The 25,874-nt window shown below is 71.5% G+C and carries 27 protein-coding genes, 3 tRNA genes and 1 pseudogene; 10 read left to right on the top strand and 21 right to left on the bottom strand.

The window, feature by feature from the left end; genetic code table 11:
- Window positions 1-32: 32 nt before the first annotated feature.
- From ABZZ20_RS27735 to ABZZ20_RS27710, 6 genes are all read right to left on the bottom strand, one after another.
- Window positions 33-602, bottom strand: coding sequence for a TetR/AcrR family transcriptional regulator (locus ABZZ20_RS27735; protein WP_356874146.1), 570 nt, complete (start codon window positions 600-602; stop codon window positions 33-35).
- A 273-nt stretch (window positions 603-875) separates the two neighbouring features.
- Complete coding sequence (locus tag ABZZ20_RS27730) at window positions 876-1,304, bottom strand: MaoC family dehydratase (protein WP_356874144.1); 429 nt, start codon at window positions 1,302-1,304, stop codon at window positions 876-878.
- 1 nt (window position 1,305) lies between these two features.
- Window positions 1,306-1,758 (bottom strand): MaoC family dehydratase N-terminal domain-containing protein, encoded by a 453-nt coding sequence (locus tag ABZZ20_RS27725; RefSeq protein WP_356874142.1) that lies wholly within the window; start codon window positions 1,756-1,758, stop codon window positions 1,306-1,308.
- A 109-nt stretch (window positions 1,759-1,867) separates the two neighbouring features.
- A complete protein-coding gene (gene rpmG / locus ABZZ20_RS27720) occupies window positions 1,868-2,032 on the bottom strand; it encodes a 50S ribosomal protein L33 (RefSeq protein ID WP_028433836.1) in 165 nt (54 codons plus the stop codon).
- Window positions 2,033-2,120: 88 nt separating this feature from the next.
- Window positions 2,121-2,193, bottom strand: a tRNA-Met gene (locus tag ABZZ20_RS27715).
- Window positions 2,194-2,241: 48 nt separating this feature from the next.
- Window positions 2,242-2,314, bottom strand: a tRNA-Thr gene (locus ABZZ20_RS27710).
- A 460-nt stretch (window positions 2,315-2,774) separates the two neighbouring features.
- Here ABZZ20_RS27710 and ABZZ20_RS27705 point away from each other — a divergent pair.
- Window positions 2,775-4,085 (top strand): amidohydrolase family protein, encoded by a 1,311-nt coding sequence (locus tag ABZZ20_RS27705; RefSeq protein ID WP_356874140.1) that lies wholly within the window; start codon window positions 2,775-2,777, stop codon window positions 4,083-4,085.
- 68 nt (window positions 4,086-4,153) lie between these two features.
- Window positions 4,154-4,810 (top strand): SDR family oxidoreductase, encoded by a 657-nt coding sequence (locus ABZZ20_RS27700; RefSeq protein ID WP_356874138.1) that lies wholly within the window; start codon window positions 4,154-4,156, stop codon window positions 4,808-4,810.
- Between the two features lie 7 nt (window positions 4,811-4,817).
- On the opposite strand, the gene ABZZ20_RS27695 is transcribed toward ABZZ20_RS27700, so the two are convergent.
- A complete protein-coding gene (locus ABZZ20_RS27695; RefSeq protein WP_356874136.1) occupies window positions 4,818-5,087 on the bottom strand; it encodes a DUF3574 domain-containing protein in 270 nt (89 codons plus the stop codon).
- On the opposite strand from ABZZ20_RS27695, the gene ABZZ20_RS27690 reads away from it, so the two are divergent.
- The gene (locus ABZZ20_RS27690) at window positions 4,994-5,446 is read left to right on the top strand and encodes a hypothetical protein (RefSeq protein ID WP_356874134.1); all 453 of its coding nucleotides are present in this window, start codon (window positions 4,994-4,996) and stop codon (window positions 5,444-5,446) included. The genes ABZZ20_RS27695 and ABZZ20_RS27690 overlap by 94 nt on opposite strands.
- Before the next feature lie 111 nt (window positions 5,447-5,557).
- Here the strand turns inward: ABZZ20_RS27690 and ABZZ20_RS27685 are convergent.
- Window positions 5,558-5,639, bottom strand: a tRNA-Tyr gene (locus ABZZ20_RS27685).
- Between the two features lie 200 nt (window positions 5,640-5,839).
- On the opposite strand from ABZZ20_RS27685, the gene ABZZ20_RS27680 reads away from it, so the two are divergent.
- From ABZZ20_RS27680 to ABZZ20_RS27670, 3 genes are all read left to right on the top strand, one after another.
- Window positions 5,840-6,328, top strand: a complete 489-nt coding sequence (locus ABZZ20_RS27680; RefSeq protein WP_030298135.1) for a YajQ family cyclic di-GMP-binding protein — start codon at window positions 5,840-5,842, stop codon at window positions 6,326-6,328.
- Window positions 6,329-6,529: 201 nt separating this feature from the next.
- Window positions 6,530-7,957: a SulP family inorganic anion transporter gene (locus ABZZ20_RS27675; protein WP_356874132.1), complete on the top strand. Its 1,428-nt coding sequence runs from the start codon at window positions 6,530-6,532 to the stop codon at window positions 7,955-7,957.
- An 18-nt stretch (window positions 7,958-7,975) separates the two neighbouring features.
- Window positions 7,976-9,238, top strand: coding sequence for an APC family permease (locus tag ABZZ20_RS27670; protein ID WP_356874130.1), 1,263 nt, complete (start codon window positions 7,976-7,978; stop codon window positions 9,236-9,238).
- A 95-nt stretch (window positions 9,239-9,333) separates the two neighbouring features.
- Here the strand turns inward: ABZZ20_RS27670 and ABZZ20_RS27665 are convergent, their stop codons facing one another.
- The 13 genes from ABZZ20_RS27665 to ABZZ20_RS27605 form a co-directional block, all read right to left on the bottom strand.
- Window positions 9,334-10,314 carry a glycosyltransferase family 2 protein gene (locus ABZZ20_RS27665; protein ID WP_356874128.1) on the bottom strand — a complete coding sequence of 327 codons (981 nt, stop codon included), beginning with the start codon at window positions 10,312-10,314 and terminating at the stop codon, window positions 9,334-9,336.
- A gap of 40 nt (window positions 10,315-10,354) precedes the next feature.
- Window positions 10,355-10,747: a YccF domain-containing protein gene (locus ABZZ20_RS27660; protein WP_356874126.1), complete on the bottom strand. Its 393-nt coding sequence runs from the start codon at window positions 10,745-10,747 to the stop codon at window positions 10,355-10,357.
- Window positions 10,744-11,607, bottom strand: a complete 864-nt coding sequence (gene htpX / locus ABZZ20_RS27655) for a zinc metalloprotease HtpX (RefSeq protein WP_356874124.1) — start codon at window positions 11,605-11,607, stop codon at window positions 10,744-10,746. Before htpX ends, ABZZ20_RS27660 begins: the two co-directional genes overlap by 4 nt.
- Window positions 11,608-11,858: 251 nt before the next feature.
- On the bottom strand, window positions 11,859-13,403 hold the full coding sequence (locus tag ABZZ20_RS27650) for an NADH-quinone oxidoreductase subunit N (RefSeq protein ID WP_356874122.1): 1,545 nt from the start codon (window positions 13,401-13,403) through the stop codon (window positions 11,859-11,861).
- Window positions 13,400-14,959, bottom strand: coding sequence for an NADH-quinone oxidoreductase subunit M (locus ABZZ20_RS27645; protein ID WP_356874257.1), 1,560 nt, complete (start codon window positions 14,957-14,959; stop codon window positions 13,400-13,402). The genes ABZZ20_RS27650 and ABZZ20_RS27645 overlap by 4 nt, the downstream gene beginning before the upstream one ends.
- Window positions 14,960-14,997: 38 nt before the next feature.
- On the bottom strand, window positions 14,998-16,998 hold the full coding sequence (locus ABZZ20_RS27640) for an NADH-quinone oxidoreductase subunit L (RefSeq protein WP_356874120.1): 2,001 nt from the start codon (window positions 16,996-16,998) through the stop codon (window positions 14,998-15,000).
- Window positions 16,995-17,369 (bottom strand): NADH-quinone oxidoreductase subunit NuoK, encoded by a 375-nt coding sequence (gene nuoK, locus ABZZ20_RS27635; RefSeq protein WP_356874118.1) that lies wholly within the window; start codon window positions 17,367-17,369, stop codon window positions 16,995-16,997. Before nuoK ends, ABZZ20_RS27640 begins: the two co-directional genes overlap by 4 nt.
- Window positions 17,369-17,965 (bottom strand): NADH-quinone oxidoreductase subunit J, encoded by a 597-nt coding sequence (locus ABZZ20_RS27630; protein ID WP_356874117.1) that lies wholly within the window; start codon window positions 17,963-17,965, stop codon window positions 17,369-17,371. The genes nuoK and ABZZ20_RS27630 overlap by 1 nt, the downstream gene beginning before the upstream one ends.
- Entirely contained in the window at window positions 17,962-18,576 is a 615-nt protein-coding gene (locus tag ABZZ20_RS27625; RefSeq protein ID WP_356874115.1) for an NADH-quinone oxidoreductase subunit I, read from the bottom strand. Before ABZZ20_RS27625 ends, ABZZ20_RS27630 begins: the two co-directional genes overlap by 4 nt.
- Entirely contained in the window at window positions 18,576-19,535 is a 960-nt protein-coding gene (locus tag ABZZ20_RS27620; RefSeq protein ID WP_356874113.1) for a complex I subunit 1 family protein, read from the bottom strand. Before ABZZ20_RS27620 ends, ABZZ20_RS27625 begins: the two co-directional genes overlap by 1 nt.
- A complete protein-coding gene (locus tag ABZZ20_RS27615; RefSeq protein ID WP_356874111.1) occupies window positions 19,532-20,737 on the bottom strand; it encodes an NADH-quinone oxidoreductase subunit C in 1,206 nt (401 codons plus the stop codon). The genes ABZZ20_RS27620 and ABZZ20_RS27615 overlap by 4 nt, the downstream gene beginning before the upstream one ends.
- Window positions 20,734-21,336: an NADH-quinone oxidoreductase subunit B family protein gene (locus ABZZ20_RS27610; protein WP_356874109.1), complete on the bottom strand. Its 603-nt coding sequence runs from the start codon at window positions 21,334-21,336 to the stop codon at window positions 20,734-20,736. Before ABZZ20_RS27610 ends, ABZZ20_RS27615 begins: the two co-directional genes overlap by 4 nt.
- The gene (locus ABZZ20_RS27605) at window positions 21,327-21,734 is read right to left on the bottom strand and encodes an NADH-quinone oxidoreductase subunit A (RefSeq protein ID WP_356874107.1); all 408 of its coding nucleotides are present in this window, start codon (window positions 21,732-21,734) and stop codon (window positions 21,327-21,329) included. The genes ABZZ20_RS27610 and ABZZ20_RS27605 overlap by 10 nt, the downstream gene beginning before the upstream one ends.
- A 147-nt stretch (window positions 21,735-21,881) precedes the next feature.
- Here ABZZ20_RS27605 and ABZZ20_RS27600 point away from each other — a divergent pair, with 147 nt between their 5' ends.
- The 4 genes and pseudogenes from ABZZ20_RS27600 to ABZZ20_RS27585 all read left to right on the top strand — a co-directional run.
- Window positions 21,882-23,081, top strand: a complete 1,200-nt coding sequence (locus ABZZ20_RS27600; protein ID WP_356874105.1) for a sensor domain-containing protein — start codon at window positions 21,882-21,884, stop codon at window positions 23,079-23,081.
- A gap of 187 nt (window positions 23,082-23,268) precedes the next feature.
- A complete protein-coding gene (locus ABZZ20_RS27595; protein ID WP_356874103.1) occupies window positions 23,269-24,558 on the top strand; it encodes a sensor domain-containing protein in 1,290 nt (429 codons plus the stop codon).
- Between the two features lie 185 nt (window positions 24,559-24,743).
- The gene (locus ABZZ20_RS27590; RefSeq protein WP_030161942.1) at window positions 24,744-25,403 is read left to right on the top strand and encodes a response regulator transcription factor; all 660 of its coding nucleotides are present in this window, start codon (window positions 24,744-24,746) and stop codon (window positions 25,401-25,403) included.
- A 259-nt stretch (window positions 25,404-25,662) separates the two neighbouring features.
- Window positions 25,663-25,874: pseudogene (locus tag ABZZ20_RS27585) on the top strand (2-oxoglutarate ferredoxin oxidoreductase subunit alpha); the annotation flags it as partial.

Genomic DNA, 25,874 nt, shown 5'->3' with positions numbered 1-25,874 from the left:
CGCTCAGAGCGGGCGGCGCACTCGCCCGTCACTCACTCCCCCGGGGCGCCCTTGGCGCGAGCCGAGGGGTACAACCCCTCCCAGACCCGATGTCCGGGCGGGAAGCCCATGGCGGCCAGGGTGTTGATCAACATCCCGTACGCCATGAAGGTCGTGGTCTCGTTCACGTCGCCGCCCAGGGGGACGTGAACCGTGTCCCAGAGCTCCATCCAACCCTTCCGGACGAGCTCGCCGAGCTGATGGTCCCCGGCGGCCTCGGCGGCGGCGACGGTGACGTACATCTGGAGCTGCATCTGGAGCTTGTCCGGGTCTTCCGCAATGAGCCGGGTGTACGCCTCCGCCATGGCGTGCGTGGCCTCCTCCCCCTGCAACCCCTCGGCCGCGGCGGCGAAGACCTCGCGGGTGTCCCGCAGGCAGCGCTCGGCGGCGGCGAGGAAGATGGCCGGCTTGTTGGGGAAGAGACGGAACAGGTACGGCTGGGAGACGCCGACACGCTTCGCGATGACCTCGGTGGAGGTCCCGTAGTAACCGCCACGGGCGAACTCGTGCATCGCCGCGCGGATGACGCTCTCACGTCGCTCGTCTGCGCTCATCCTTGCCATACAGCTAACTTAGTGGCTGATCACTAACTTAGCAACCCCGGCGCGTGGCCCGACGGAAGCCCGGACCGAGGGCCGAGCCCACATGAGGCCATGAGGCCGGGGACCCCGGGGCGCACTCGCCGGTGACCCCCGCGCCGGCCCCGGCCCCGGCCCCGACCCCGGGCCGGGGCTGGGGCTGGGGCTGGGGCCGGAGTCCGTCGAAGTCGGAGCCAGCGGGCCGGGGCCGAGGAGCCGGCGGCCGGGACCCGGGAGCCAAGGGCCCCCGGGTGGGGGTTAGGCCAGGGCGACCACGGCTCGGGACATGCCCAGGACCTTCTGGCCCGCGCTCATCGCCGTCAGGTCGACCCTGACCCGGTTCTCCTCCAGCTTCGCCGCCACCTTGGCCGTGACCTCGATCACCGCACCCGCGTCGTCGTTGGGGACCACCACCGGCTTCGTGAAGCGCACGCCGTACTCCACGACCGCCCCGGGGTCGCCGACCCAGTCGGTGACCACGCGGATCGCCTCGGCCATGGTGAACATGCCGTGCGCGATCACGTCCGGCAGTCCGACCTCCTTGGCGAACTTCTCGTTCCAGTGGATCGGGTTGAAGTCGCCCGAGGCGCCCGCGTACCGCACGAGCGTGGCGCGCGTCACCGGGAAGGACCCCGCCGGCAGCTCGGTGCCGACCTCGACGTCGGCGTACTTGATCTGCGCAGTCATCTCAGGCCTCCTCGGGGGCGCGGGAGACGAGCTTCGTCCACGCCGTCACCACGTGCTCGCCGGTCTCGTCGTGGACCTCGCCGCGGATGTCGATGATGTCGTTGCCCGCCAGCGACTTCACGGCCTCGATGGTGGAGGTCACCGAAAGTCGGTCACCAGCGCGTACGGGCCGGGAGTACGCGAACTTCTGGTCGCCGTGCACGACGCGGCTGTAGTCCAGGCCGAGCTGCGGGTCCTCGACGACCTGGCCCGCCGCCGCGAACGTGATCGCGAACACGAACGTCGGCGGAGCGATCACATCCAGGTGACCGAACGCCTTGGCGACTTCGGGGTCGGTGTAGACGGGATTCGCGTCACCCACCGCAACCGCGAATTCGCGGATCTTCTCCCGGCCGACCTCGTACGGATCGGTGGGCGGGTAGCTCCGCCCCACGAAGGACTGGTCGAGCGCCATGGCTCCCTACCTCCTGTTGAAAGAAATCGGTTACGGAAACGACACGAGGCCGCCCCCCAATGAAGGGGACGACCTCATGACGGTGCCTGTATTCGAGACTTCGCTAGGGTCAGCGGGTCTCGCGGTGCGCGGTGTGCGTGTTGCAGCGCGGGCAGTGCTTCTTCATCTCAAGACGGTCCGGGTTGTTACGCCGGTTCTTCTTGGTGATGTAGTTCCGCTCCTTGCACTCCACGCAGGCCAGCGTGATCTTCGGGCGGACGTCGGTGGCAGCCACGTGAGTGCTCCTTGACGGACTATGGGACGGATGAACGCATAAAAGAGTAGCCGATCGGGAGACCGACCCCGCAATCGGCTACTGTGGGTAGCGGCGACCGGACTTGAACCGGTGACACAGCGATTATGAGCCGCTTGCTCTACCGACTGAGCTACGCCGCTTTGATGTGATCAGCTCCCCACCCGAGGGTGGGGAACCTCTCTCACCAGAGCCCCAATGCGGAATCGAACCGCAGACCTTCTCCTTACCATGGAGACGCTCTACCGACTGAGCTATTGGGGCGAGCGATGAAGACATTACACGGTTGCCGGCCCATCGCCCAAATCCTTTGCGGCGCCTGGCCTCCGAGGAGGCGGGGAAGGGTTTCTTGATCGGCTCCCGAGTGATCTAGAAGTAGATTTCGGGCCCGATTGTGGCCGAGCTCACAAAACTGCCCCGAACCCCGCCCCCGGGACCCGCCCCAGGAGAGCCCCGCGACGCCCACCCCCGGGGACCTGCCCCCCAAAGAGCCCCGCGGCGCCCGCCCCTGTACTTCATGCCCGCCCGCGTGCCGTTACGCCGCCCGCGCCCCACTGAGCGCGGGCGGCGTAGCGGCACGTACGCGGGCCACACCGGTACGACTATTGCGCTCCTCCGTGAAGCGGGGAGCCCCGCGCCCTAGGCTCTGAACACGCTGCGTGATCTTGGGCCGCAAGCCGCGGCCACCCGGCCCAGGAACCGCCCGAGCCACCGCAGGAGCGCGATGTCCGACAGCCAGCCGCAGCAGCCGTCCCCCTCCCCGCGCAAGGGCCGCGGCGAGGCAGGCGACCACGGGCCGCAGCGCCCGACCGACAACGCGAACCCGAGCGCCGCCGAGTCCACCACGCTCCTGCTCGCCGGAGCCCGCCTCACGGACGGCCGTACGGTCGACGTCCGGCTCGGCGGCGGTCGGATCCAGGCCGTCGGCACCGCGGGCAGTCTGCCCTCCCCCTTGCTCTCCCGGGTGGACCTGAGCGGCTACCTGCTGCTCCCCGCTCCCGCCGAGCCGCACGCCCACGGGGACACCGCTCTGACCGCCGACGGAGGGGGGCCCGTCTCGTACACGACCGACGAGGTACAGCGCCGGGCCACCGAGTCCGCCCTGCTCCAGCTCGGTCACGGCGCCACGGCCGTGCGTTCCCACGTCCGGATCGGGGACGTGCACGGTCTCGGCCCGATGGAGGCGGTGCTCCAGGCCCGCCGCTCACTGCGCGGTCTCACCGACCTGACGACGGTCGCCGTGCCCCGGCTGCTGACCGGGGTCGCGGGCGCCGAAGGGCTCTCCATGCTGCGGGACGCCGTGAAGATGGGCGCCTCCATCATCGGCGGCTGCCCGGACCTGGACCCGGACCCGACGGGCTTCCTCGAAGCCGTCCTGGAACTCGCGGCGGAGCACGGCTGCCCCGTGGACCTGCACACGGACGGTGACGATCCCGGCCGCCTGGCCCGGCTCGCGGCCATGGCCGGCGGGCTCCGCCCGGGGGTGACGATCGGCCCCTGCGGCGGCCTGTCGCGGCTCCCGCTGGACGTGGCGCACCGGGCCGCCGACCAGCTGGCCGCGGCCGGCGTACGGGTCACCTGCCTGCCCCAGGGCGACTGTGCGGCCCTGGAACGGCGCGGCCTGCGGACCGCCCCCGTACGGCTGCTGCGGTCCGCCGGGGTCCGGGTCGCGGCCGGCAGCGGGGCGCTGAGGGACGCCGGGAACCCGGTCGGCCGCGGCGACCCGCTGGAGGCCGCGTACCTGCTGGCCTCCCAGGGCGGGCTCCGGGCGGCGGAGGCCTACGCGTCGGTGAGCGGCGAGGCCCGGAAGGTCATGGGGCTGCCGGAGGTCCGGGTGGAGGCCGGGTTCCCGGCGGAGCTGCTCGCCGTGCGCGGGGACCGGATCGCGGGGGTGCTGTCCCTGGCCTACAGCCGGATCGTGATCCACCGCGGGCGGGTGGTAGCCCGGACGAGTGCCGTACGGGAGTACTGCGACTCGGCGGTCGCGGTGGCCCTGGACCTGCCCCGGCAGGGCCGTACGGAGCCCGGCAACTGAACGTTCGCCGGCCCGGGCGGCACACCCGTTCGCGGGCGGCGGCGCCCGGGGCGTCGTACGGTCGGGGCATGCGCATCGTCATCGCGGGTGGACACGGTCAGATCGCGCTGCGGCTGGAGCGACTGCTCGCCGCGCGCGGGTACGAGGTCGCGGGCATCATCCGCGACCCGGCACAGGGCGACGACCTGCGGGAGGTGAACGCCGAACCGGTGCTCTGCGACCTGGAATCGGCTTCGGTCGAGCACGTGGCCGGCATCCTGCACGGCGCGGACGTGGCGGTGTTCGCTGCCGGCGCCGGCCCGGGCAGCGGTGTCGCGCGCAAGGACACCGTGGACCGGGGTGCGGCGGTGCTGTTCGCGGACGCGGCCGAACGGGCCCGCGTACGGCGCTTCCTGATGGTCTCTTCGATGGGCGCGGACGCGTACCACGAGGGCGACGAGGTCTTCGACTTCTACCTACGGGCGAAGGGCGAGGCGGACGACCACGTGCGGACCCGGCTGGGCCTGGAGTGGACGGTCCTGCGGCCGGGCTCGCTGACCGACGACCGCGGAACGGGCCAGGTCCGCCTGGAGGCGGACACGGGCCCCGGTTCGGTCCCGCGCGACGACGTGGCGGCCGTGTTGGCGGAGCTGATCGAGACCCCGGCGACGGCCGGCCTGACCCTGGAACTGGTCCACGGTTCGACCCCGGTCGCAGTGGCGGTCAAGGACGTGGCGGGCAACTGAGGCGCCCTCAGAAATCGGCGGTCAGCCGGTCGTCGGAGCGTCCGACGGAGTCCTGCTGGTACCGGTCCTCGTAGGCCCGCCGGATCCGTTCGATGCGTGCGCTGCGCTCGTCCGCGTCCTTCTCGGGGTACAGCAGCACCACCTCGTACGGAGAACGAACAGGAGACCAGGACGATGCGACCGATGACCGGCTCGGACGTCGAACGGGCCGCGACCGAGATGGTGTCGGTCCTCGGCCCCCGCACCGGTGCGGACTGGCGGGTGCCGGCGGGTTCACTCGACTGGACCTGCTGGACGACAGCGGCCCACGTCGCCCACGACCTCCTGGCGTACGCCGCCCAGGTGGCCGCCCAGCCGTCGGACGCCTATCTGCCCCTCGACCTGCGCGCCCGGGGGCTCGCCCTCCGCTGGCTCCCGCCGGCCGGGCTCTCGGCCCTGGTGCTGGCCCGCCTCTTCCCGGACTCCCCGTCCGGCCCGGCTCCGCAGGTCCTCCTCTGGTCCGCCGGGCGCCTCGCCCTGCCGGACCGTCCCCGCCGCACGTCGTGGTCCTGGCGCGCGGCCCTCGCGCCGTCCGCAACGCCCGCCGCCACCGCCACCACCACCGCGGGTCCGCGGGCCGCGCGCACGGATCGTTGAGGCGCGGTCGAAGCCGGTTCGCGGGCAGGTCGAGGCCGAAGAATGAGGAGCGAAGAACGAAGAAACCCCCGCACATCGCGTTTCCGCAGATGAACGGGGGTTCCACTCGCGTGGCGGCGCCAGGATTCGAACCTGGGTAGGCTAAGCCGACGGATTTACAGTCCGCTCCCATTGGCCACTCGGGCACACCGCCATGGGATGTCGCCGGTGAGGCCGCTTTGGGGCGGTGCTCTGTGGCAACGACGTAAACGATACCCGATGCTCGGGGGTGCTTCGCCACCGGATTGATCAGCGCTGCGGGTGGGTGCGGTGGCTAGGCTTTGCGGAGCGGGCCGGGGATGTCCGGCCGCGCCCTCCGGGGCAATGACAGCCGACTTCAAGGAGCCACAGCACATGGCCGACTCCAGTTTCGACATCGTCTCGAAGGTCGAGCGGCAGGAGGTCGACAACGCCCTCAACCAGGCCGCCAAGGAACTCTCGCAGCGCTACGACTTCAAGGGCACCGGCGCCACCATCGCCTGGTCCGGCGAGAAGATCCTGATGGAGGCGAACTCCGAGGAGCGCGTCAAGGCCGTCCTCGACGTGTTCGAGACGAAGCTGGTCAAGCGCGGGATCTCGCTCAAGGCGCTCGACGCCGGTGAGCCCCAGCTGTCCGGCAAGGAGTACAAGATCTTCGCCTCGATCGAGGAGGGCATCTCCCAGGAGAACGCCAAGAAGGTCGCGAAGATCATCCGGGACGAGGGTCCCAAGGGCGTCAAGGCCCAGGTCCAGGGCGAGGAGCTGCGCGTCAGCTCCAAGAGCCGCGACGACCTGCAGGCCGTCCAGGCCCTCCTCAAGGGCAAGGACCTGGACTTCGCGATCCAGTTCGTGAACTACCGCTGATCACGGGTCACACCTGCCGTCCGGCGGTCCGGCGGTCCTCGCAGGACCGCCGGGCCGCGGCGTTTGCGGGGGCGTGTGGGTCGTTGTGCCCGGCGTGCGCGGCGCATGCGCCGCAGCGGCCTCCGATGACCACTTGGGCAGCGGTGCGCGCGCCCGCCACGCTGGTGGAATCCACCACGGCGTGACAGGGAGGGCTCTCGGATGCCTGGGGTCGACACGTTTCGCGAAGACTTCGGAGCGTCCGTCGTCGTGGCACTCGTCGCGCTGCCCCTCTGCGTGGGCGTGGCCGTCGCCTCCGGTGTGCCCGCCGAACTGGGGATCGTCACCGGGGTGGTGGGCGGGCTGGTGACCGGATGGTTCCGCGGGAGTTCACTCCAGGTGAGCGGGCCGGCCGCAGGGCTCACCGTGCTCGTCTACGAGGCGGTGCAGACCCACGGAGCAGCCGCCCTCGGGGTGCTGGTGCTGGCCGCCGGGATGATGCAGTTGGGCATGGGGGCGCTGCGGCTGGGGCGGTGGTTCCGGGCGATCTCCGTCGCCGTCGTGCACGGGATGCTGGCCGGGATCGGACTCGTACTGATCGCGGGGCAGTTATACGCCCTGGGCGGTGTGCAGGGACCCCACGGAACCCTGGCGAAACTGGGCGCGGTGCCGGGGCTCTTCGGGCGGGTCGACTGGGCCGCCGTGGCGCTCGGGGCCGGGACCATCGCCGTCCTCGTGGCCTGGCGCCGGCTGCCCGCCCGGCTGCGCCTCGTACCGGGCGCGCTCGTCGGGGTGGCCGCCGCCACCGCCGCGTCCGTGCTGCTGCGGCTGCCCGTCGAGACGGTGCACGTGACGGGCGTGCTGGCGGCCGTGGCCCCGCCCGACTGGGAGGACTTCGGGGTACTGGCCTCCTCCGGGGCCTTCGGAACCGTGATCGCCCTGGCACTGATCGCCTCGGCCGAGACCCTGTTCAGCGCGGCTGCCGTGGACCGCATGCACGACGGGCCCCCGACCCACTACGACCGGGAACTGATGGCCCAGGGCGTCGGCAACACCGTCTGCGGACTGCTCGGCGCGCTACCGATGACCGCCGTGATCGTACGCAGTGCCGCCAACGTGGAGGCCGGGGCACGCACCCGGGCGTCCCGGATCCTGCACGGTGGCTGGCTGCTCGTGTTCGCCGTGGCGCTGCCGCAGCTCCTCCAGGTGGTGCCGCTGGCCGCACTGGCCGGGGTGCTGCTGCATGCGGGCTGGAAGCTGCTGCCGGTACGTGCGGTGGCCGGCCTGTGGAAGACGCACCGGGGCGAGGCGGTGGTGCTGGTGGCGACGGCCGCCGCGATCGTGGCCACCAACCTTTTCGAAGGGGTTCTGGTCGGGTTGGGGCTCGCCGTGGCGAAGGCAGCCTGGGAGACCTCGCAGGTGCACATCGAGGGGGTGTGGGAGGGCGGGGAGCTGCACGTGCAGGTCATGGGGAGCGCCAGTTTCCTGCGGCTGCCGAAGCTGCTCGACGAGTTGGACGCACTGCCGACCGGTCAGCCCGTACGCCTCGATCTGAGCGGGCTGCGCCACCTCGACCACGCCTGTCTGACCGCCCTGCGCGGGTGGGAGCAGAACCGGGCGCCCCTGGCCGGTCGGAAGGGCGTCATCTAGCCCAGTTACCCTCCGCCCGTGGACAACGGACTGAGACGCACACTGGGAGTCTTCGACGCGGTGGTCGTCGGGCTGGGCGCGATGGTCGGGGCGGGCATCTTCGCCGCCCTGGCCCCTGCGGCGCGCGCGGCGGGGCCGGCGGGCGGCATGCTCCTCGCCGCCCTCGCGGTGGCGGCCTTGATCGCCTACTGCAACGCGCACTCCTCGGCGCGGCTGGCCGCCCGGTATCCGGCCTCCGGGGGGACCTACGTGTACGGACGCGAACGGCTCGGCCCGTTCTGGGGATACCTGGCCGGCTGGGGCTTCGTCATCGGCAAGACCGCCTCGTGTGCGGCGATGGCGCTCACGGTCGGGGCGTACGTGTGGCCCGGGCAGCAGCACGCCGTGGCCGTCGCCGCGGTGGTGGCCCTGACCGCTGCGAGCTACGGCGGCGTACAGAAGTCCGCCCGGATCGCCCGGGTGATCGTGGCGGTGGTCCTGGCGGTGCTGGCCGGGGTCGTCGTGGTGTGCCTGTCCTCCGGCGCGGCCGATGCCGGACGTCTCGGCGGCGCCGGAGGTACGGGCGGCGGCCCGGCGGGCATCGTCGGGCTGCTCCAGGCCGCCGGGCTGCTGTTCTTCGCGTTCGCGGGATACGCCCGGATCACCACCCTGGGTGAGGAGGTCCGCGATCCGCAGCGCACGATCCCGCGGGCGATTCCGCTGGCCCTGGGGATCGCCCTGTTCGTGTACGCCGCGGTGACGGTGGCCGTGTTGTCGGTCCTGGGTGCCGACGCCCTGGCGGGTTCGACGGCCCCGCTGGCCGACGCGGTCCGGGCGGCCGGGTGGTCCGAACTGACCCCCGTGGTCCGGGTCGGTGCGGCCCTGGCAGCGCTGGGCTCGCTGCTGGCGCTGGTGCTCGGGGTATCGCGGACCACCCTGGCGATGGCCCGGGACGGGCACCTCCCGCGCACGCTGGCCGCCGTACACCCCCGGCACCAGGTGCCGCACCACGCCGAACTCGCCGTGGGTGCGGTGGTCGCGGTGCTCGCCGCGACCACCGATCTGCGGGGCGCGATCGGCTTCTCCTCGTTCGGCGTGCTGGCCTACTACGCGATCGCGAACGCTTCGGCGTGGACCCTCGGCTCGGGCGTCAAGGGCCGGACCGTGGCGGCGGTCGGGCTGTCCGGCTGCATCGTACTGGCCTGTGCGCTGCCCGCGGCGTCGGCGGTCGCGGGTGCCGCGGTACTGGCCGTGGGCGCGCTGGCCTACGGCGTGCGCTCGCGGATCGTACGCAGGACCTGAAGCGCACGCCCGCGGGGATCGCCCGGAGCCTGAGCGCGCCTACGCGTGCGTGTGGGCCTGGGCCTGGGCCTGGGCTGCCGGCTCCGGGTGCGCCGTCAGTTCCCGCTCTCCCGGGGCCCCTTGTCCGCGTCGTCGCGCGCCGAGTCGTACCCGATGAAGTACGTGGGTCGGCGCTGCACGGCGGTGTAGATCCGCCCGATGTACTCGCCAAGCAGCCCGACGCAGATCAGCTGTACGCCGCCGAGGAAGAGCATGGCGACGAAGAGCGAGGTCCAGCCGGGCACGGTCTTGCCGACGAGGAAGATCACCAACGTCACGGCGATCATGAGGAAGCAGACGATGAAGCTGATGACGCCGAGCCAGGTCGCGAGCCTCAGCGGGGCGGCCGAGAAGTTGGTGATGCCGTCAACGGCGAGGCGGATCATCTTGCTCAGCGGGTACTTGGTCTCGCCCGCCACCCGCTCGCCCCGCCGGTACGTGACCTGCCCGCTCGGGAAACCGAGCCACGGCACCAACAGCCGGTAGACCTGGTGCTGGTCGGGGAGGGTCTTGAGGGCCTCGACGGCCTCGCGGCTGAGCAGCCGGAAGTCCCCGGCCTGCGCGGGCACCTGCTTGCCGACCATGCGGCGCATCAGCCAGTAGTAGGCGCCGGCGGTGCGGCGCTTGAAGCCGGTGTCGGTGCTGCGGTCGGAGCGGACGCCGTAGACGATGTCGAGGTTCTCCGACCGGGCCAGCTCCAGCATCTCCGGTATCTTCTCCGGCGGATCCTGGAGGTCCGCGTCGATGCTGGCCACGTACGCCCCGACCGAGCTGTGCAGGCCGGCGCGCAGGGCGGCCTGGTGGCCGGAGTTGCCGCGCAGCCGGACGATGCGGAGTTCGGGCCAGTCCGTGCGGAACTTCTCCAGGAGTTCGGCGGTCCGGTCGGTGCTGCCGTCGTCGACCGCGAGGACCTCGTACGGGACCCCGGTGTCGTCGAGCACCGGCCGCAGGCGGCTCACCAGGGCGGGGAGGGCCTCTTCCTCGTTGTACATCGGCACGATGACCGACAGGGTCGTGGCCGAGCTGGCAGCCGACACTGATTCTTCCTGCCCGTGAGTTCCTGCGATGCTCGGTCGTCTAGCGGGACGCGAACGGCGCGTCGGTCGGGACGATCTCGCGTCCCAGCGGCAGCAGGGACAGCGGAACCATCTTGAAGTTCGCGATGCCGAACGGGATTCCGATGATCGTGACGCACAGGGCGATGCCGGTGACGATGTGCCCGATGGCCAGCCACCAGCCCGCCAGGACCAGCCACAGGACGTTGCCGATGCAGGAACCCGCACCCGCGTCGCGGCGCTCGACCGTGGTGTAGCCGAAGGGCCAGAGGGCGTACACAGCGATGCGGAAGGCCGCGATGCCGAACGGGATTCCGATGATCGTGACGCACAGGAGGCAGCCGGCGAGGCAGTAGCCCAGGAACAGCCAGATGCCGCTGAGGAGGAGCCAGATGATGTTGAGGATGGTCTTCACTGCCTACGGCCTGCCATCTGTTCGAGCCGAGCGATGCGCTCGGCCATCGGAGGGTGCGTCGAGAACATCTTAGAAAGGCCCTCACCCGGGCGGAACGGATTGGCGATCATCATGTGGCTCGCGGTCTCCAGCCTGGGCTCGGGGGGCAACGGGAGCTGCTTGGTGCCGGCGTCCAGCTTGCGCAGGGCGCTGGCCAGGGCGAGCGGATCGCCGGTGAGCTGGGCACCGGACGCGTCGGCCTCGTACTCGCGCGAGCGGCTGATGGCCAGTTGGATCACGGACGCGGCCAGCGGGCCCAGGATCATGATCAGCAGCATGCCGAAGATGCCGGGACCCTCGTCGTCGGAAGACCGGCCGACCGGGATCAACCAGGCGAAGTTCACCAGGAACATGATGACGGAGGCGAGGGCTCCGGCGACGGAGGAGATGAGGATGTCGCGGTTGTAGACGTGACTCAGCTCGTGGCCGAGCACCCCGCGCAGTTCGCGCTCGTCGAGTATGCGCAGGATGCCCTCGGTGCAGCAGACCGCGGCGTTGCGCGGATTGCGGCCGGTCGCGAAGGCGTTCGGCGCTTCCGTGGGCGAGATGTAGAGCCGGGGCATGGGCTGGCGCGCGGAGGTGGAGAGCTCGCGCACCGTCCGGTAGAGCTGGGGCGCCTCGAACTCGCTGACGGGGCGGGCGCGCATCGCGCGTAGAGCCAGCTTGTCGCTGTTCCAGTACGCGTACGCGTTCGTCCCGAGGGCGACGAGGACGGCGATGATCAGGCCGCCGCGCCCGAAGAAGCTTCCGATGAGGATGATGAGTGCGGACAGGCCGCCGAGGAGTACGGCGGTCTTGAGCCCGTTGTGCCGGCGGTGCACGGTACGCCCTCCAAGTGGTGCGGCAGGAGAACCCGGCTGGGGTCTACGGTCCAGTGGACCCTCCCTCCCTGGTCAACGCGAGGTGGGGGCGTCTGGTTCCCAGGACGTGCCGGCCCCGCCGCCCAGGTGTCAGGGGCGGCGGGAGCGCGGCGGGCGTTGCTCCGTACGGGGGGCGCGACGGCTGCGCACGGGGTCCCCGCAGGTCCGGCGGGTCCAACGGGGCCCGCAGCCCGCACGGGTCCTGCACGGCTCTACTGCGGGAACAGGCTGCCCGAGGCGAAGCGCAGCACCAGCTGCGGGGCGCCCGAGATCACCACGGCGGTGACGGCCGTGAGCACGATCGCGGCGGTCACCGGCCACGGGGTCTCGGTACGCGCCTCCGCGAAGGTGACCTCCTGGGCGGGGCCCTCCTGGGCGCGGAAGAGGAGCGCCGTCCAGCGCAGGTAGTAGTAGAGGGCCATGACGACGTTGATCGCCATGACCACGGCCAGCCAGCCCAGCCCGGCATCGACCGCGGAGCCGAAGACGGTGACCTTGGCGAAGAGGCCGACGATGCCTGGCGGCAGGCCCGCCAGGCAGAGCAGGAAGAAGGCCAGCGCGAGGGCGGCGGCCGGGCGCTGCGCGTACAGGCCGCGGTAGTCGCTGATCCGGTGGAGCGGCTTCGTACGGCCGACCAGCGCGGCCACGGCGAAGGCGCCGAGGTTCACGACGGCGTACATGAGGGCGTACGCGACGGTGGAGCCGATCTGGTCGCGCTCGGCGTACGCGGCGGCGGCGATCGGGACCAGCAGATAGCCGGCCTGGCCGACCGAGGACCAGGCGAGCAGCCGTACGGCACTGTGGGGCCGGTCGGCGTCCTGGCTCAGCGCGGCCGCGTTGCCGAGGGTCATGGTGAGCGCGGCGAGGACGGCGAGGGCCGGGCCCCAGACGTCGGAGTACGCCGGAAAGGCGATCACCGTGACGAGGATGAGGCCGGTGAAGCCGACGGCCTTGCCGATCACCGAGAGGTAGCCGGCGATGGGCAGCGGCGCGCCGACGTAGGTGTCCGGCACCCAGAAGTGGAAGGGGACGGCGGCGGTCTTGAAGGCGAAGCCGACGAGGGTGAGCGCGACGCCGACCATGGCGAGGGTGTCGAGCTGGCCGGGGACGTCTTCCAGCCGGTCGGCGACCTGGGCCAGGTGCAGGGTCCCGGTGGCGGCGTAGACGAAGCTGATGCCCATGAGCGACACGGCGGTGGCCGTGACGGAGGAGAGGAAGAACTTGAGGGCGGCCTCGGAGGAGAGCCGGTCGCCGCGGCGCATGCCGACGAGGGCGAAGGCGGGCAGCGAGGCGACTTCGAGGGCGACGATCAGGGTGGCGAGGTCGCGGGAGGCGGGCAGCAGGGCGGCGCCTGCGGCGGAGGAGAGCAGCAGGAACCAGTACTCGCCGGCCGGCATGCGCGCGTCGCGGACGGTGGTGACCGACAGGAGGGCCGTGACCAGGGCGCCGGCCAGCACCAGGAACTGGATGACGAGCGCGAAGTGGTCGGCGGTGTAACTGCACGCGGTGGGGTCGACGGTGAGGCAGAAGGTGGCGCGGTCGCCGGCGCGCAGTGGCAGCAGGGTGGCGGTCGCGGCGGCGAGGCCGGCCACGGAGAACCAGCCGAGCAGCGGCTTGTGCCGCTCCGGCACGAAGAGGTCGGCGACCAGGACGACCAGGGCGACGGCGGCGGTGAGCACCACGGGGGCGATCGCGAGCCAGTCGACCGTCTGGACCAGGGTGGCGGTCTCGGCGGCCGGGGTGGACAGGGCCGTCATGCGTTGCCTCCTGCGAGGAGCTTCTGGACGGCCGGGTCGGTGAGGCCGAGGAGGACCGCGGGCCACAGGCCGGCGAGGACGGTGAGGGCCGCGAGCGGGGTCCAGGCGGCGAACTCGTAGCGCTGGATGTCCGCGAGGGCGAGCGCGGGCTCGGGCTGGGCCTTGGGGTCGCCCATGCAGACGCGCCGTACGACGACCAGCAGGTAGGCGGCGGTGAGCAGGGTGCCGAACGCACCGAAGGCCATGTAGGTGAGGAAGGCGGGCCGGGACAGGCCCTCGGCCGGGTCGAACGCGCCGAACAGGGCCAGCATCTCGCCCCAGAAGCCTGCGAGGCCCGGCAGGCCGAGGGAGGCGACGGCGGCGAAGGCGAGGAGGGCTCCGAGGCGGGGGGCGCGGCCGTAGAGGGCGGCGCCGGTGGCTCCGGCGAGGGTGTCGAGGTCGGCGGTGTTGTAACGGTCTTTGAGCGCACCGACAAGAAAGAAGAGAAGGCCGGTGATCAGACCGTGCGCGATGTTGGCGAAGAGCGCGCCGTTGACTCCTGTGGGGGTCATCGAAGCGATGCCGAGGAGGACGAAGCCCATGTGGCCGACGGAGGAGTACGCGATGAGGCGCTTGAGGTCGCCCTTGTTTCCCTTGCGGGCGAGCGAGAGGCAGGCGAGGGATCCGTAGACGATGCCGACGGCGGCGAAGGCGCCCAGGTAGGGGGCAAAGGTCGCCATGCCGTCGGGGGTGACGGGGAGCAGGATGCGGACGAACCCGTAGGTGCCCATCTTGAGCAGGACGCCGGCCAGCAGGACGGAGCCGACGGTGGGCGCGGCCGTGTGGGCGTCGGGCAGCCAGCTGTGCAGCGGCCACATCGGGGTCTTCACGGCGAGGCCGATGCCGATGGCCAGAACGGCCAGCAGTTGGGTGGTGTGGGTCAGTTCGCGACCGTTGTCGGAGGCGAGCGCCACCATGTCGAAGGTGCCGCTGTTCAGCCCGATCAGCAGCAGTCCGAGGAGCATGACCACGGAGCCGAGGAGGGTGTACAGGATGAACTTCCAGGCGGCTGCCTGCCGCTGGGCACCGCCCCAGCGGGCGATGAGGAAGTACATCGGGATGAGGACCATCTCGAAGGCGAGGAAGAACAGCAGCAGGTCGAGGACGGCGAAGGTCGCGAGGGTGCCGGACTCCAGGACGAGCAGCAGTGCGACGAAGGCCTTGGCGGAGGGGCCCTCGGGGAGCTTGAAGTAGCTGTAGACCGCGCAGAGGAAGAACAGCAGCGCGGTCATCAGGAGGAGGGGGAGCGAGATGCCGTCGATGCCGAGGTGGATCCGGACGTTCAGCGCTTGGATCCAGCTGATGTCCGTCGTCGCCTGGAAGCGGGACGGGGCGTCGCGGTCGAAGCCCAGTGCGAGGGCGATCGCCGCGGCGAGGATCACGCCGGTCACGGTCACGCCGTGGCGCAGCACGGCCTGTTCGGGGCTCTTGCCCTTGAGTCCGGGCGGGGGTGGCAGGAGGGCCGCGGCGGCGCCGAGGAGCGGTGCGGCCACGACGAACGCCAGAAGGAACTGCATCACGGACGGGCTGATATCAATCACGGCTGACTCACGGCTCACGATCCGGCGTTGACGTTGGCGAGGACGGCGGTGGCGATCGCCAGGACCACGGCGCCGGCGAGCAGGGCGCTCAGGTAGCTCTGCACGTTGCCGGTCTGGGCCCGGCGCACGAGGCTGCCGAGCAGCCGGGGGCCGGTGCCCGCGCCACGGACGTATGTGTCCACGACCTCGCGGTCGAGGAAGCGGACGAGGCTCGCGGCCGCTCGGACGGGCCGGACGAACAGCCGGTCGTAGACGGCGTCGAGGTGGAATCCGACGGCCGCGTGGCGGTGGAGCGGTCCCAGTAGCGCGCGACCGGGGTCGGGTGCGGTGCCGGCCGGGACGGCGGGGTGGTCGTGGGTGACCTCGGCGACCTCGGGGGTCTCGGCGGCGGACTCTGCGACGGCGAGGGACACGGACACGCCGACTCCGTACCCTTCCGCGGCGGCCTTGGCCGTGGCGCGCTGCCACAAGGCGTAGGTCAGCAGGCCGCCGATGACGGCGGCGCCGGTACCGAGGACCGAGGTGGTCAGTGTCGGGGTGAGCTTCCTGCCGTCGAACCAGTCGGCGATCGGTCCGGCAGCGAGACCGAAGCCGATCGACGGGATCGCCAGCAACCACAGCACCCCGGTCATGGCGACGGGTTCCTTGCCGTGGTCGGGTGCGGCGGCGCCCCGGCCGCGGAAGGCCATCAGCCACAGGCGGGTGGCGTAGGCGGCGGTGAGCAGAGCGGTCAGCACGCCGGCGACCAGCACCAGCCAGCCGGCGGCGCCGGGCACGGACTCCGCGTGGCCGCCGGCGGCGTGCTCGGCGGCGACGAGGACGGATTCCTTGGAGAAGAAGCCGGCGAAGGGCGGGATCGCGGCGAGCGCGAGGAGCGCGATCGTCATGGTCCAGAAGGCGTCGGGGATGCGCCCCGCCAGGCCGTCCATCCGGGACATGGCGGCCAGGGAGTTCGTCCCGGCGGCGTGGATGATCACGCCCGCACCGAGGAACAGGAGTGCCTTGAAGGCACCGTGGGACAGGAGGTGGAAGACGGCGGCGCCGCGGTCGCCGACGGCCAGGGCCCCGGTCATGTAGCCGAGCTGGCCGATCGTGGAGTAGGCGAGGACGCGCTTGATGTCGTCCTGGGCCAGGGCCGCGAGACCCGAACCGACCATCGTGATGGCTGCCATGGCGGCCATCACCACCAGCGCGGCCTGGGAGGCCTCGAACACCGGGAGGAGGCGGGCGACGAAGTAGACGCCGGCGGCGACCATGGTCGCCGCGTGGATCAGCGCGGAGACCGGCGTGGGGCCCGCCATGGCGTCCGGGAGCCAGGTGTGCAGCGGGAACTGCGCGGACTTGCCGGCGACTCCGGCGAGCAGGAGCAGTGCGATCAGCGTCGGGTGGTCGAGTCCGCCCGCGGCGACGGTGCCGAGGATCTTGGTGATCTGGAAGGAGCCGGCATCGGTGGCGAGGGCGAACAGGCCGATCAGGAAGGGGACGTCGCCGAGCTTGGTGACGAGGAAGGCCTTCAGGGAGGCGGAGCGGGCCGCCTCGGTCTCCCAGTAGTGACCGACCAGGAAGTACGAGCAGATGCCCATGACTTCCCAGCCGACCAGCAGCACCATCAGGTCGCCGGAGTAGACGACGAGCAGCATCGCGGAGGTGAACAGGGAGACCAGGGCAGCGTACGAGGGGTAGCGCGGGTCCTCGCGCAGGTACGCCGTCGAGTACAGCTGTACGCAGGTGGCGACGACACCGACCAGGACGGCGACGAGCGCGGCGAAGCCGTCGATGTAGAGCGAGAGGTCGATCGGTACGGAGCCGGTCGGGGTCAGCTCGGTCGCGGTTTCGATCGCCTTGCCGCCGCCCTGCCGGACGGCGACGAGGACGGCCAGAACGGCTGCGGCCAACGCGGGCAGCACCGCGAGCGGCCGGACGAAGCCGGGCGCGCCGCGGCCGAGGAACAGTCCCGCCACCGCACCCAGGAAGGGCAAGAGCGGGACGAGGACGGCGAGGGTCGTGGTGCTCACGCGGCGACCTCCGGCCGTGCGGTGCTCGGGTCGGTGTGGGGGTCGGTGCTGCGGCCGGGCTCATGGCCCTCGGCGGTGTCGCGGAGCCGGTCGACGTCCGAGGTGCCGCGGTTGCGGTACACCATCAGCACGATCGCGAGGCCGATGCCGATCTCGGCGGCTGCGATCGCGATGGTGAAGAGGGTGAGGGCCTGGCCGGCGTGCAGCGTGTCGCGCAGCCAGACGTCGAAGGCCACCAGGTTGAGGTTGACGGCGTTCAGCATCAGCTCGACGGACATCAGGACCAGGATGGCGTTGCGGCGGGCGAGCACTCCGTACAGGCCCGTGCAGAAGAGGAGCGCCGCGAGCACGGCGGGGTAGGCGAGGTGCATCAGCGCTGCTGCCCCTTCTTGTCGGCGGGTTCGCCGGCGGCGGCGTCCTTGCGGGAGAGCACGATGGCTCCGATCAGGGCCGCGAGGAGGAGGACGGAGAGCGCCTCGAAGGGCAGCACCCAGTGCTGGAAGAGGATCTCACCGGAGACCTTGGTGGAGCCCTGGACGGGTCCGTCGAGGTCGATCCAGGTGGTGCGGAAGGCGTCGACGACGACCCAGACGAGCGCGGCGGCCGCGCAGAGCGCGACGCCGAGCGCGACCCAGCGGTTGTTCGAGTCGGCGTCCGGGGAGCGACCGATGGGGGCCTTGGTGAGCATCAGTCCGAAGAGGAGGAGGACGACCACCGAACCGAGGTAGATCAGGACCTGGACCCAGGCGATGAACTCGGCGGTCAGCAGGAGGTACTCGACGGCGATGCCGCCGAGCGCGACGACCAGCCAGAGGGCGGCGTGCACCAGTTGCTTGGTGGTGACCGTGATCACGGCCGCGCCGAGGGTGGCGAGGCCGACGAGGACGAAGGCGATCTCGACGCCGGTCGGGGAGAGGAACCCGTTGCCCGTCGCCGCGGCGGCCAGGGCGGTGGCTGCGGGGGTCACGCGTCTCCCTCCGGGGTCGTCGGCGCATCGGTGTCGTGAGCGGTGCCGGGCTCGGCAGCCGCCGCGGCAGCTGCCGCTGCCGCCGCTGCTGCCACGGCCTCGGCCTTCTCCACCGCCTTGCGGGCGGCGGCGATCTCCTTGGGTTCCTCGGCGGCCGGGTCCAGGGCGGGCGGGGCCGGGACGGTCCACATCCATTCGCGCAGCTTGTCGCGCTCGTGGGTGAGTTCGAGGATGTCGGTCTCCGCGTACTCGAACTCCGGCGACCAGAAGAGGGCGTCGAAGGGACACACCTCGATGCAGATGCCGCAGTACATGCAGAGCGAGAAGTCGATGGCGAACCGGTCGAGGACGTTGCGGCTGCGCTCGCGACCGCCGGGGGTGGCGGCCGGGACCGTCTCCTTGTGGGAGTCGATGTAGATGCACCAGTCGGGGCACTCGCGGGCGCACAGCATGCAGACCGTGCAGTTCTCCTCGAACAGACCGATGACCCCGCGGGTGCGGGGCGGGAGCTCGGGCTGCGCGTCGGGGTACTGGGCGGTGTGCGCGCGCTTCGTCATCGTGCGCAGGGTGACGGCGAGGCCCTTGGCGAGGCCGGATCCGGGGATGGGCATTACTGGATCGCCACCTTCACGATGCCGGTGAGCGCGATCTGCGCGAGCGCGAGCGGGATGAGCGTGGTCCACGCGAGCTTCTGGAGCTGGTCCTCGCGCAGCCGCGGATAGCTGACGCGCAGCCAGATCACGACGAAGGCGAGGACGGCCGTCTTGAGGAGGGTCCAGACCCAGCCGTCGGCGACGGGCCCGTGCCAGCCTCCGAGGAAGAGGACGGTGGTGAGCGCGCAGAGGACGACGATGCCGGCGTACTCGGCGAGCAGGAACAGTGCGAAGCGCAGGCCGGTGTACTCGGTGTACGCGCCGAAGATGATCTCGGAGTCGGCGACGGGCATGTCGAAGGGCGGCCGCTGGAGTTCGGCGAGGCCGGCGGTGAAGAAGACCAGCGCGCCGACGATCTGCCAGGGCAGCCACCACCACTGGAACGAGTCGAGGATGCCGGGGAGGGACACGGTCCCGGCGGCCATGGCGACGGAGGCGGCGGCGAGCAGCATGGGGAGCTCGTACGCGAGGAGCTGCGCGGCGGCGCGCAGGCCGCCGAGCAGCGAGAACTTGTTGGCGGAGGCCCAACCGGCCATCAGGCTGCCGAGGACGCCGACGCCCATGACGGCGAGCACGAAGAACAGCCCGGCGTCGATGACCTGGCCGACGGCGCCCTCGCCCGGGCCGATCGGGATGGCGACGAGGACGAGGAGGTACGGGAGCAGGGCGACGGCGGGGGCGAGCTGGAAGATGCGGCGGTCGGCGCCTGCGGGGACCACGTCCTCCTTCTGCGCGAACTTCACGCCGTCGGCGACGAGCTGGGCCCAGCCGTGGAAGCCGCCGGCGTACATGGGGCCGAGGCGGCCCTGCATGTGCGCCATCACCTTGTGCTCGGTCTGCCCGACGACGAGCGGGAGCACGAGGAAGACGGCGAAGACGACGATCAGTCGCAGGGCGACGTCGAGGACGTCGTTCACGCGTCGCCTCCGTTGTCGGGTTCGGTGGTGTGGGTGGTGGGGCCTGAGCCGGCTTCGCCCTCGCCGGAGCGCGAGGTCCCGGCCTCGCCCTCCGGACCGCGCTCGGGCGCGGGCTCCGGACCGGCCGCGGACTCGGGACCGGATGCGGGCTCCGGACCGGGCTCGGGCTCGGGCTTGCGCTCGGGCTCTTCGAAGGCGGGCTTCGGGTTGTGCCAGGGCGCGTCCGTGCTGCGGGGGGCGGGGCGCCTGCCCGGTGCCACCAGGCCGCCGGACCCCGGCCCCGGCTCGGGTGCCGGGCTCTGGCTGACGGAGCCGTCGCCGGCGGAGCGGGTACGGCGGGCCGGGCGGGGCGCGGCCGGGGACGGAGGCGGGCCTTCGGTCGGCGGGGTGGCGGGCGTGGCTCCGGTGTCCGCCGGCGTCACCGCCTGGCTCGCCGAGCCGTCCGTCACCGAGCGGGTACGGCGGGCCGGGCGGGGGGTGGCTTCGGCTTCGGCGGCCTGGGTGGCCGAGCCCTCCGCCGCCGTGCGGGTACGGCGGACCGGGGCGCCCTCGCGCGGCGTGCGCGCCGGGGCGCCCTCGCGCGGAGCGCGGGCCGTCCGGGCCGGGCGGGAGGGCGCCGGCGGCAGCTGGCCCTTGAGCGGGCCCCAGTCGTTGGGGTCCGGCACGCCCGGCGGCAGCATCTGGCGGCGCTTCGGGGCGTCCGGATCGTGGGCCTCGCCCGGTTCCTTGGCTCCGGGCCAGGCCTTCGCAACGCGCGCGGCCAGGACGAAGTCCTTGCGCAGCGGGTGTCCCTCGAAGTTCTCCGGGAGCAGGAGCGGCACCAGGTGGGGGTGGTCGGTGAAGCGCACCCCGAACATCTCGAACGTCTCGCGCTCGTGCCATTCCGCGCCCGCGTAGATCGAGACCGCGGAGGGGAGGGAGGGCGCGCCGTGCGGGACCGTCGTCCGCAGCAGCAGGCGGCGTACGCGGTGGTTCTCCAGCGATACGACGTGGGCGCAGACGCGGAAGCCGGTGCCCGGCTCGTCCACCGCGCTCAGCCAGTCGAAGTAGGTGCAGCCCAGCTTGTCGCGGGCGATCTCCAGCGAGGGGATCCAGCTTCCGACCGGGACGTCGACCGTCAGGACGTCGTACGCGTGCTCGGCCACGGCCTCCGCGCCGAAGATCGTCGCAACGGCGCCGGGGAGCGAGTCGTAAAGGTTCATGCGCCCGCTCCCGGCGCCGACGGGGGTGTGACCAGGCCGCTGGTGAGCTGGGAGACCGAGGGGCAGGTGGCGTAGCGCTCCGCCAGCGACTCCCGAGCGATCTTCTCCTGGAGTTTGAGGATGCCCTGGAGCAGCGCTTCCGGGCGCGGCGGGCAGCCGGGGACGTAGACGTCCACCGGGATGATCTGGTCGACGCCCTTCGTGACGGAGTACGAGTCCCAGTACGGCCCGCCGCAGTTGGAGCAGGCTCCGAAGGAGATGACGTACTTCGGCTCCGGCATCTGCTCGTAGAGCCGCTTCACGGCCGGGGCCATCTTGTCCGTCACGGTGCCCGAGACGATCATCAGGTCGGCCTGGCGCGGGCCGGGCGCGAAGGGGATGACGCCGAGCCGGATGAAGTCGTGGCGCGCCATCGACGCGGCGATGAACTCGATCGCGCAGCAGGCGAGGCCGAAGTTGAAGACCCACAGGCTGTAGCGGCGGCCCCAGTTGAGGACCACCTTCATCGGTTCCGGGGCCAGCCGTGAGAGGACCCCCAGCCTCTTGGGCTCCGGAAGCAGTTGGCCCTCGGCGGTGGTCACAGCCGGTGTCACGTCCATTCGAGGACGCCCTTCTTGTACGCGTAGAGCAGGCCGACGGCCAGGAAGCCCAGGAAGACGAACATCTCCACGAGCGTGGTGGCGCCGTAACCAGCGGCGGCGAACACCGTCGCCCACGGGAAGAGGAAGATCGAGTCGACGGCGAAGATCACGTAGAGGAACGCGTAGACGTAGTAGCGGACCTGGGTGTGCGCCCAGCCCTCGCCGACCGGGTCCACACCGCATTCGTACGTCAGCAGCTTCTCGGGGGTCGGGACCACCGGTCTCAGCAGGCGGCCCGCACCGAACGCGACGGCCACGAAGAGCACACCGACGACGGCCAGCAGGCCGACGACCGAATAGCTCTGGAAATAGTCCGCTGCGAGCACGGTTACGGTCGATACCGTTGGGTCGGGCACGTCCGTTCCTCGCTCCTTGGCCACTGTCGACGATCTGGTACGGACGGGAGTCTAGGGCCTGGTCCACACAGGGTGGGGTTATCCCCCGTTTACCGCGGCCCGGCTGCCCCATGGCATCCACGGGGCCGTATTGGCAGGCTGGGGCGCATGACCGCGCCCATTCAAGTCTCCCACCCAGGCCCCGACAACGACCGGCCTCCTCCCGTACGCCCGGCCCTGGGCGCCGTGACGTGGCAGGAGATCGCCCATCTGTTGAGCAATCTTCCGCTGGCGCTCGTCGGGTTCGTCTACACCGTGGTCATGGTCTCGACCGCAGGTGGCCTGTCCGTGACCGCGATCGGTCTCCCGCTGCTCGCAACCGGTCTGTTCGGGTCCCGACAGCTGGGACGGATCGAACGGGCGAGGGCGCGCACCCTGCTCGGCGTACGGGTGGAGGAGCCGACTCCGCTGCCCGGGCCGCGGCGGGCCGGCGGGTTCTTCCCCTGGTTGTGGACGGCCCTGAAGGACCCGGTGGCCTGGCGGACCGTGCTGTACGAGCTGGTGCGGCTGCCGTGGGGGGTGCTCACCTTCACGGTGACGCTGGCCGGGCTGTTCGTGCTGTGGCCGGTGCTGCCGTACGTATCGCGCTGGTTGTCGAACGTGGACCGGCTGATGGTACGGGGGCTGCTCTCGCCCTCGGACGAACTGGAGCGGCGGATCGCGGAGCTGGAGTCCGACCGCGGGGTGGTCGTGGACACGGCAGCCGCCGACATGCGGCGCATCGAGCGGGACCTGCACGACGGGGCACAGGCGAGGCTGGTGGCGCTGGCGATGGGGCTGGGCCTGGCCAAGGAGAAGCTGTTGGAGGACCCGGACGCGGCGGCGGCGATGGTGGACGAGGCGCACGGCGAGGTGAAGCTGGCCCTACAGGAGCTACGGGACCTGGCGCGCGGCATCCACCCGGCGGTCCTGACCGACCGCGGGCTGGACGCGGCGCTGTCGTCGGTCGCCGCCCGGTGCGTGGTGCCGGTGAAGGTCGCGGTGGACCTGCCCGAGCGGCCCGCCGCCGCGATCGAGGGAATCGCGTACTTCACGGTGTCCGAGCTGCTGCAGAACGTCAGCAAGCATGCGGGGGCGCAGAGCGCGAGTGTGGAGGTGTGGCGGTCGGGGCCCCCAGGCGGGTCGGGGGGCCGGCTGCTGATCCGGGTGTCGGACGACGGGCGGGGCGGGGCCGACGCGGTGGGCGGGTCGGGGTTGGCGGGGCTGGTGGAGCGGCTGGAGGCCGTGGACGGGGTGTTCGTGGTCAACTCCCCGGAGGGAGCGGGAACGGTGGTGACCGCGGAGTTGCCGTGGCGCGGGCGCGGTTGAACCCGACCTCCACCTGACCTCCACCCGGGCGACGTGACGGCCGGGCCGCCGCGACGCCCGGCCGTCGTGCACGAAGGGGGTGGGGTTAACCCCCCGGTGGAAACGCCCACCCGCCCGATGGTTCGGGCGGGGTCGGGGCGGGAGGGTTGGGACAGCTCACGGAAACGTTGAAGGGGCGGGTCGGGACATGGGTATCAGTGGGGTGTTGCGGGCTCCCGTGGAGGGGCGGACCTGGCGGGAGTTCGGGTATCTGGTGCTCGGGCTGCCGCTGAGCCTCCTGTACGGATCGCTCACGATCACCGGGATCAGCCTCGGCGCCGGGCTGCTCGTCACCTTCCTCGGGATACCGGTGCTCGCCGGTGTGCTGGCCATGTGCCGCGGGTTCGGACGCATCGAGCGGGCGCGGGTGCGCGGCCTGCTGCGGGTCGCCGTCGCCGAGCCCGCGCCCGTCAGGGCCCAGAAGCCCGGTGCGTTCGCCGCCATGGGGGCACTGCTCAAGAGCGGCAGCGCCTGGCGGCACGTGCTGTACTCGGTGGTCCACTTCCCGTGGGCCGTTTTCGCCTTCTGTGTGTCACTGGTGTTCTGGGCGTACGGATGGGCCTTCCTGCTGTACCCGGTCTGGTTCTGGGTCTTCCCGACCTATACCGATCAGCCGGGGCTCCAGCTGTTCCAGAACGACGACTACTCCTTCTTCCTCGATTCGCCCGGGGAGATCGCCCTGACCTGCCTGACCGGTCTGGGGTTCACCCTCGCCACGCCCTGGGTGGTGCGCGCGCTCACCACCGTCGACCGCGTCCTCGTCGCCGCGCTGCTCGGCCCGTCCCGCCTCGACCACCGCGTGACCGAGCTGGAGTCCGACCGCGGGGTGGTGGTCGACAACGCCGCCGCCGACCTGCGGCGGATCGAGCGGGACCTGCACGACGGGGCGCAGGCCCGCCTGGTGGCGCTGGCCATGGACCTCGGGCTGGCGAAGGAGAAGCTCGCCGAGGACCCCCGAACGGCCGCCCGCATGGTGGACGAGGCGCACGGCGAGGTGAAGATCGCACTCCAGGAGCTGCGCGACCTGGCGCGCGGCATCCACCCGGCCGTCCTGACCGACCGCGGGCTGGACGCGGCACTGTCCTCGGTCGCCGCCCGGTGCGCGGTGCCGGTGCGGGTGGCCGTGGACCTGCCGGAGCGGCCGGCCTCCGCGGTGGAGGGGATCGCGTACTTCACCGTCTCCGAGCTGCTCCAGAACATCAGCAAGCACGCGGGGGCCCGGACCGCGGCCGTGGACGTGTGGAGGTCGGGGGGCCGGCTGCTGATCCAGGTCGCGGACGACGGGCGCGGCGGCGCGAGCGCCGCTGGCGCGGGCGCGGGCACCGGGCTGGCGGGGCTCACCGAGCGGCTGGACGCCGTGGACGGGGTGCTGGTCGTGGATTCGCCCGCCGGTGGCGGCACCACCGTGACCGCCGAGCTGCCCTGGCGCTCCCGCTGACCCGCCGACCCGCTGACCCGCTGAGACCGCCGTAGGGGAAATCCGCGCGTCTGCGGAACACCGACCCGACCGTCGTACGTTGATCCAATCTCGCCTCCGTCCCGGCCTCCGGGCTGGGATGCTGGCCGAGTCAGGGACATCGGGGAACGTATGGACGCGGGAGCTGCTGGATCGTGGAAAACAGGGTGCGGGTCGTCATCGCCGAGGATTCAGTGCTGCTGCGCGAGGGCCTGACCCGGCTGCTGACCGACCGGGGGCATGACGTCGTCGCCGGCGTCGGGGACGCGGAAGCCCTGATCAAGACGGTGGCGGAGCTGGCGGCCGAGGACGCGCTGCCGGACGTGGTGGTCGCGGACGTACGGATGCCCCCGACGCACACCGACGAGGGCGTCCGGGCCGCCGTGCGCCTGCGCCGCGAGCATCCCGGGATAGGCGTGCTGGTGCTGTCGCAGTACGTGGAGGAGCAGTACGCCACCGAACTGCTGGCCGGATCCAGTACCGGAGTGGGGTATCTACTCAAGGACCGGGTGGCCGACGTGCGGGAATTCCTGGACGCCGTCGTACGCGTGGCCCGCGGGGGGACCGCCCTGGACCCCGAGGTGGTCGCCCAGCTGCTCGGCCGCAGCCGCAAGCAGGACGTCCTGGCGGGGCTGACCCCACGCGAGCGCGAGGTGCTGGGCCTGATGGCCGAGGGCCGGACCAATTCCGCGGTGGCCAAGCAGCTCGTGGTCAGCGATGGCGCGGTGGAGAAGCACGTCAGCAACATCTTCATGAAGCTCGGCCTGTCCCCGAGCGACGGGGACCACCGGCGAGTCCTGGCCGTTCTCACCTACCTGCGGTCGTGATCCCTTCCTCGGGGCATTGATCAAAACCTTGATCAACTGACACCCTGTCAGGTATGGCGTTACCGCATCCGGCCGCTGGGGCTCGCACTATTTCCTGCACGGAACGAAATCTCGGAATCTCACGGAATCTCACGGAATTCTCTCGACAGACCGCCGTGCCCGGCGGTCCAGAATGCGAGCGTCCCCTGAGGAGGCCACTCCTACAGTCGTAGGGTTGACCTTGGGAGCGGGAACGCCACCTCGAAGGAGGTCCAGTTCAGTGACCAGCCAGGTCAGTAGTCCAGCCGAGCAGGCCGACGGGGCCGACGGGGCCGTAGTCGGCGAACAGCGGACGCCCCCGGGCCCGGGCGGCAAGGAAGTGCGCCGCCTCGACCGGGTGATCATTCGTTTTGCGGGTGACTCGGGTGACGGCATGCAGCTCACCGGTGATCGTTTCACGTCGGAGACGGCGTCGTTCGGGAACGACCTGTC

The sequence above is a fragment of the Streptomyces sp. NPDC006430 genome (assembly GCF_040612395.1).
Lineage (GTDB): Bacteria > Actinomycetota > Actinomycetes > Streptomycetales > Streptomycetaceae > Streptomyces.
Note: the sequence above shows the minus strand (reverse complement) of the source record. Positions and strands in the feature narration are given on the sequence as shown.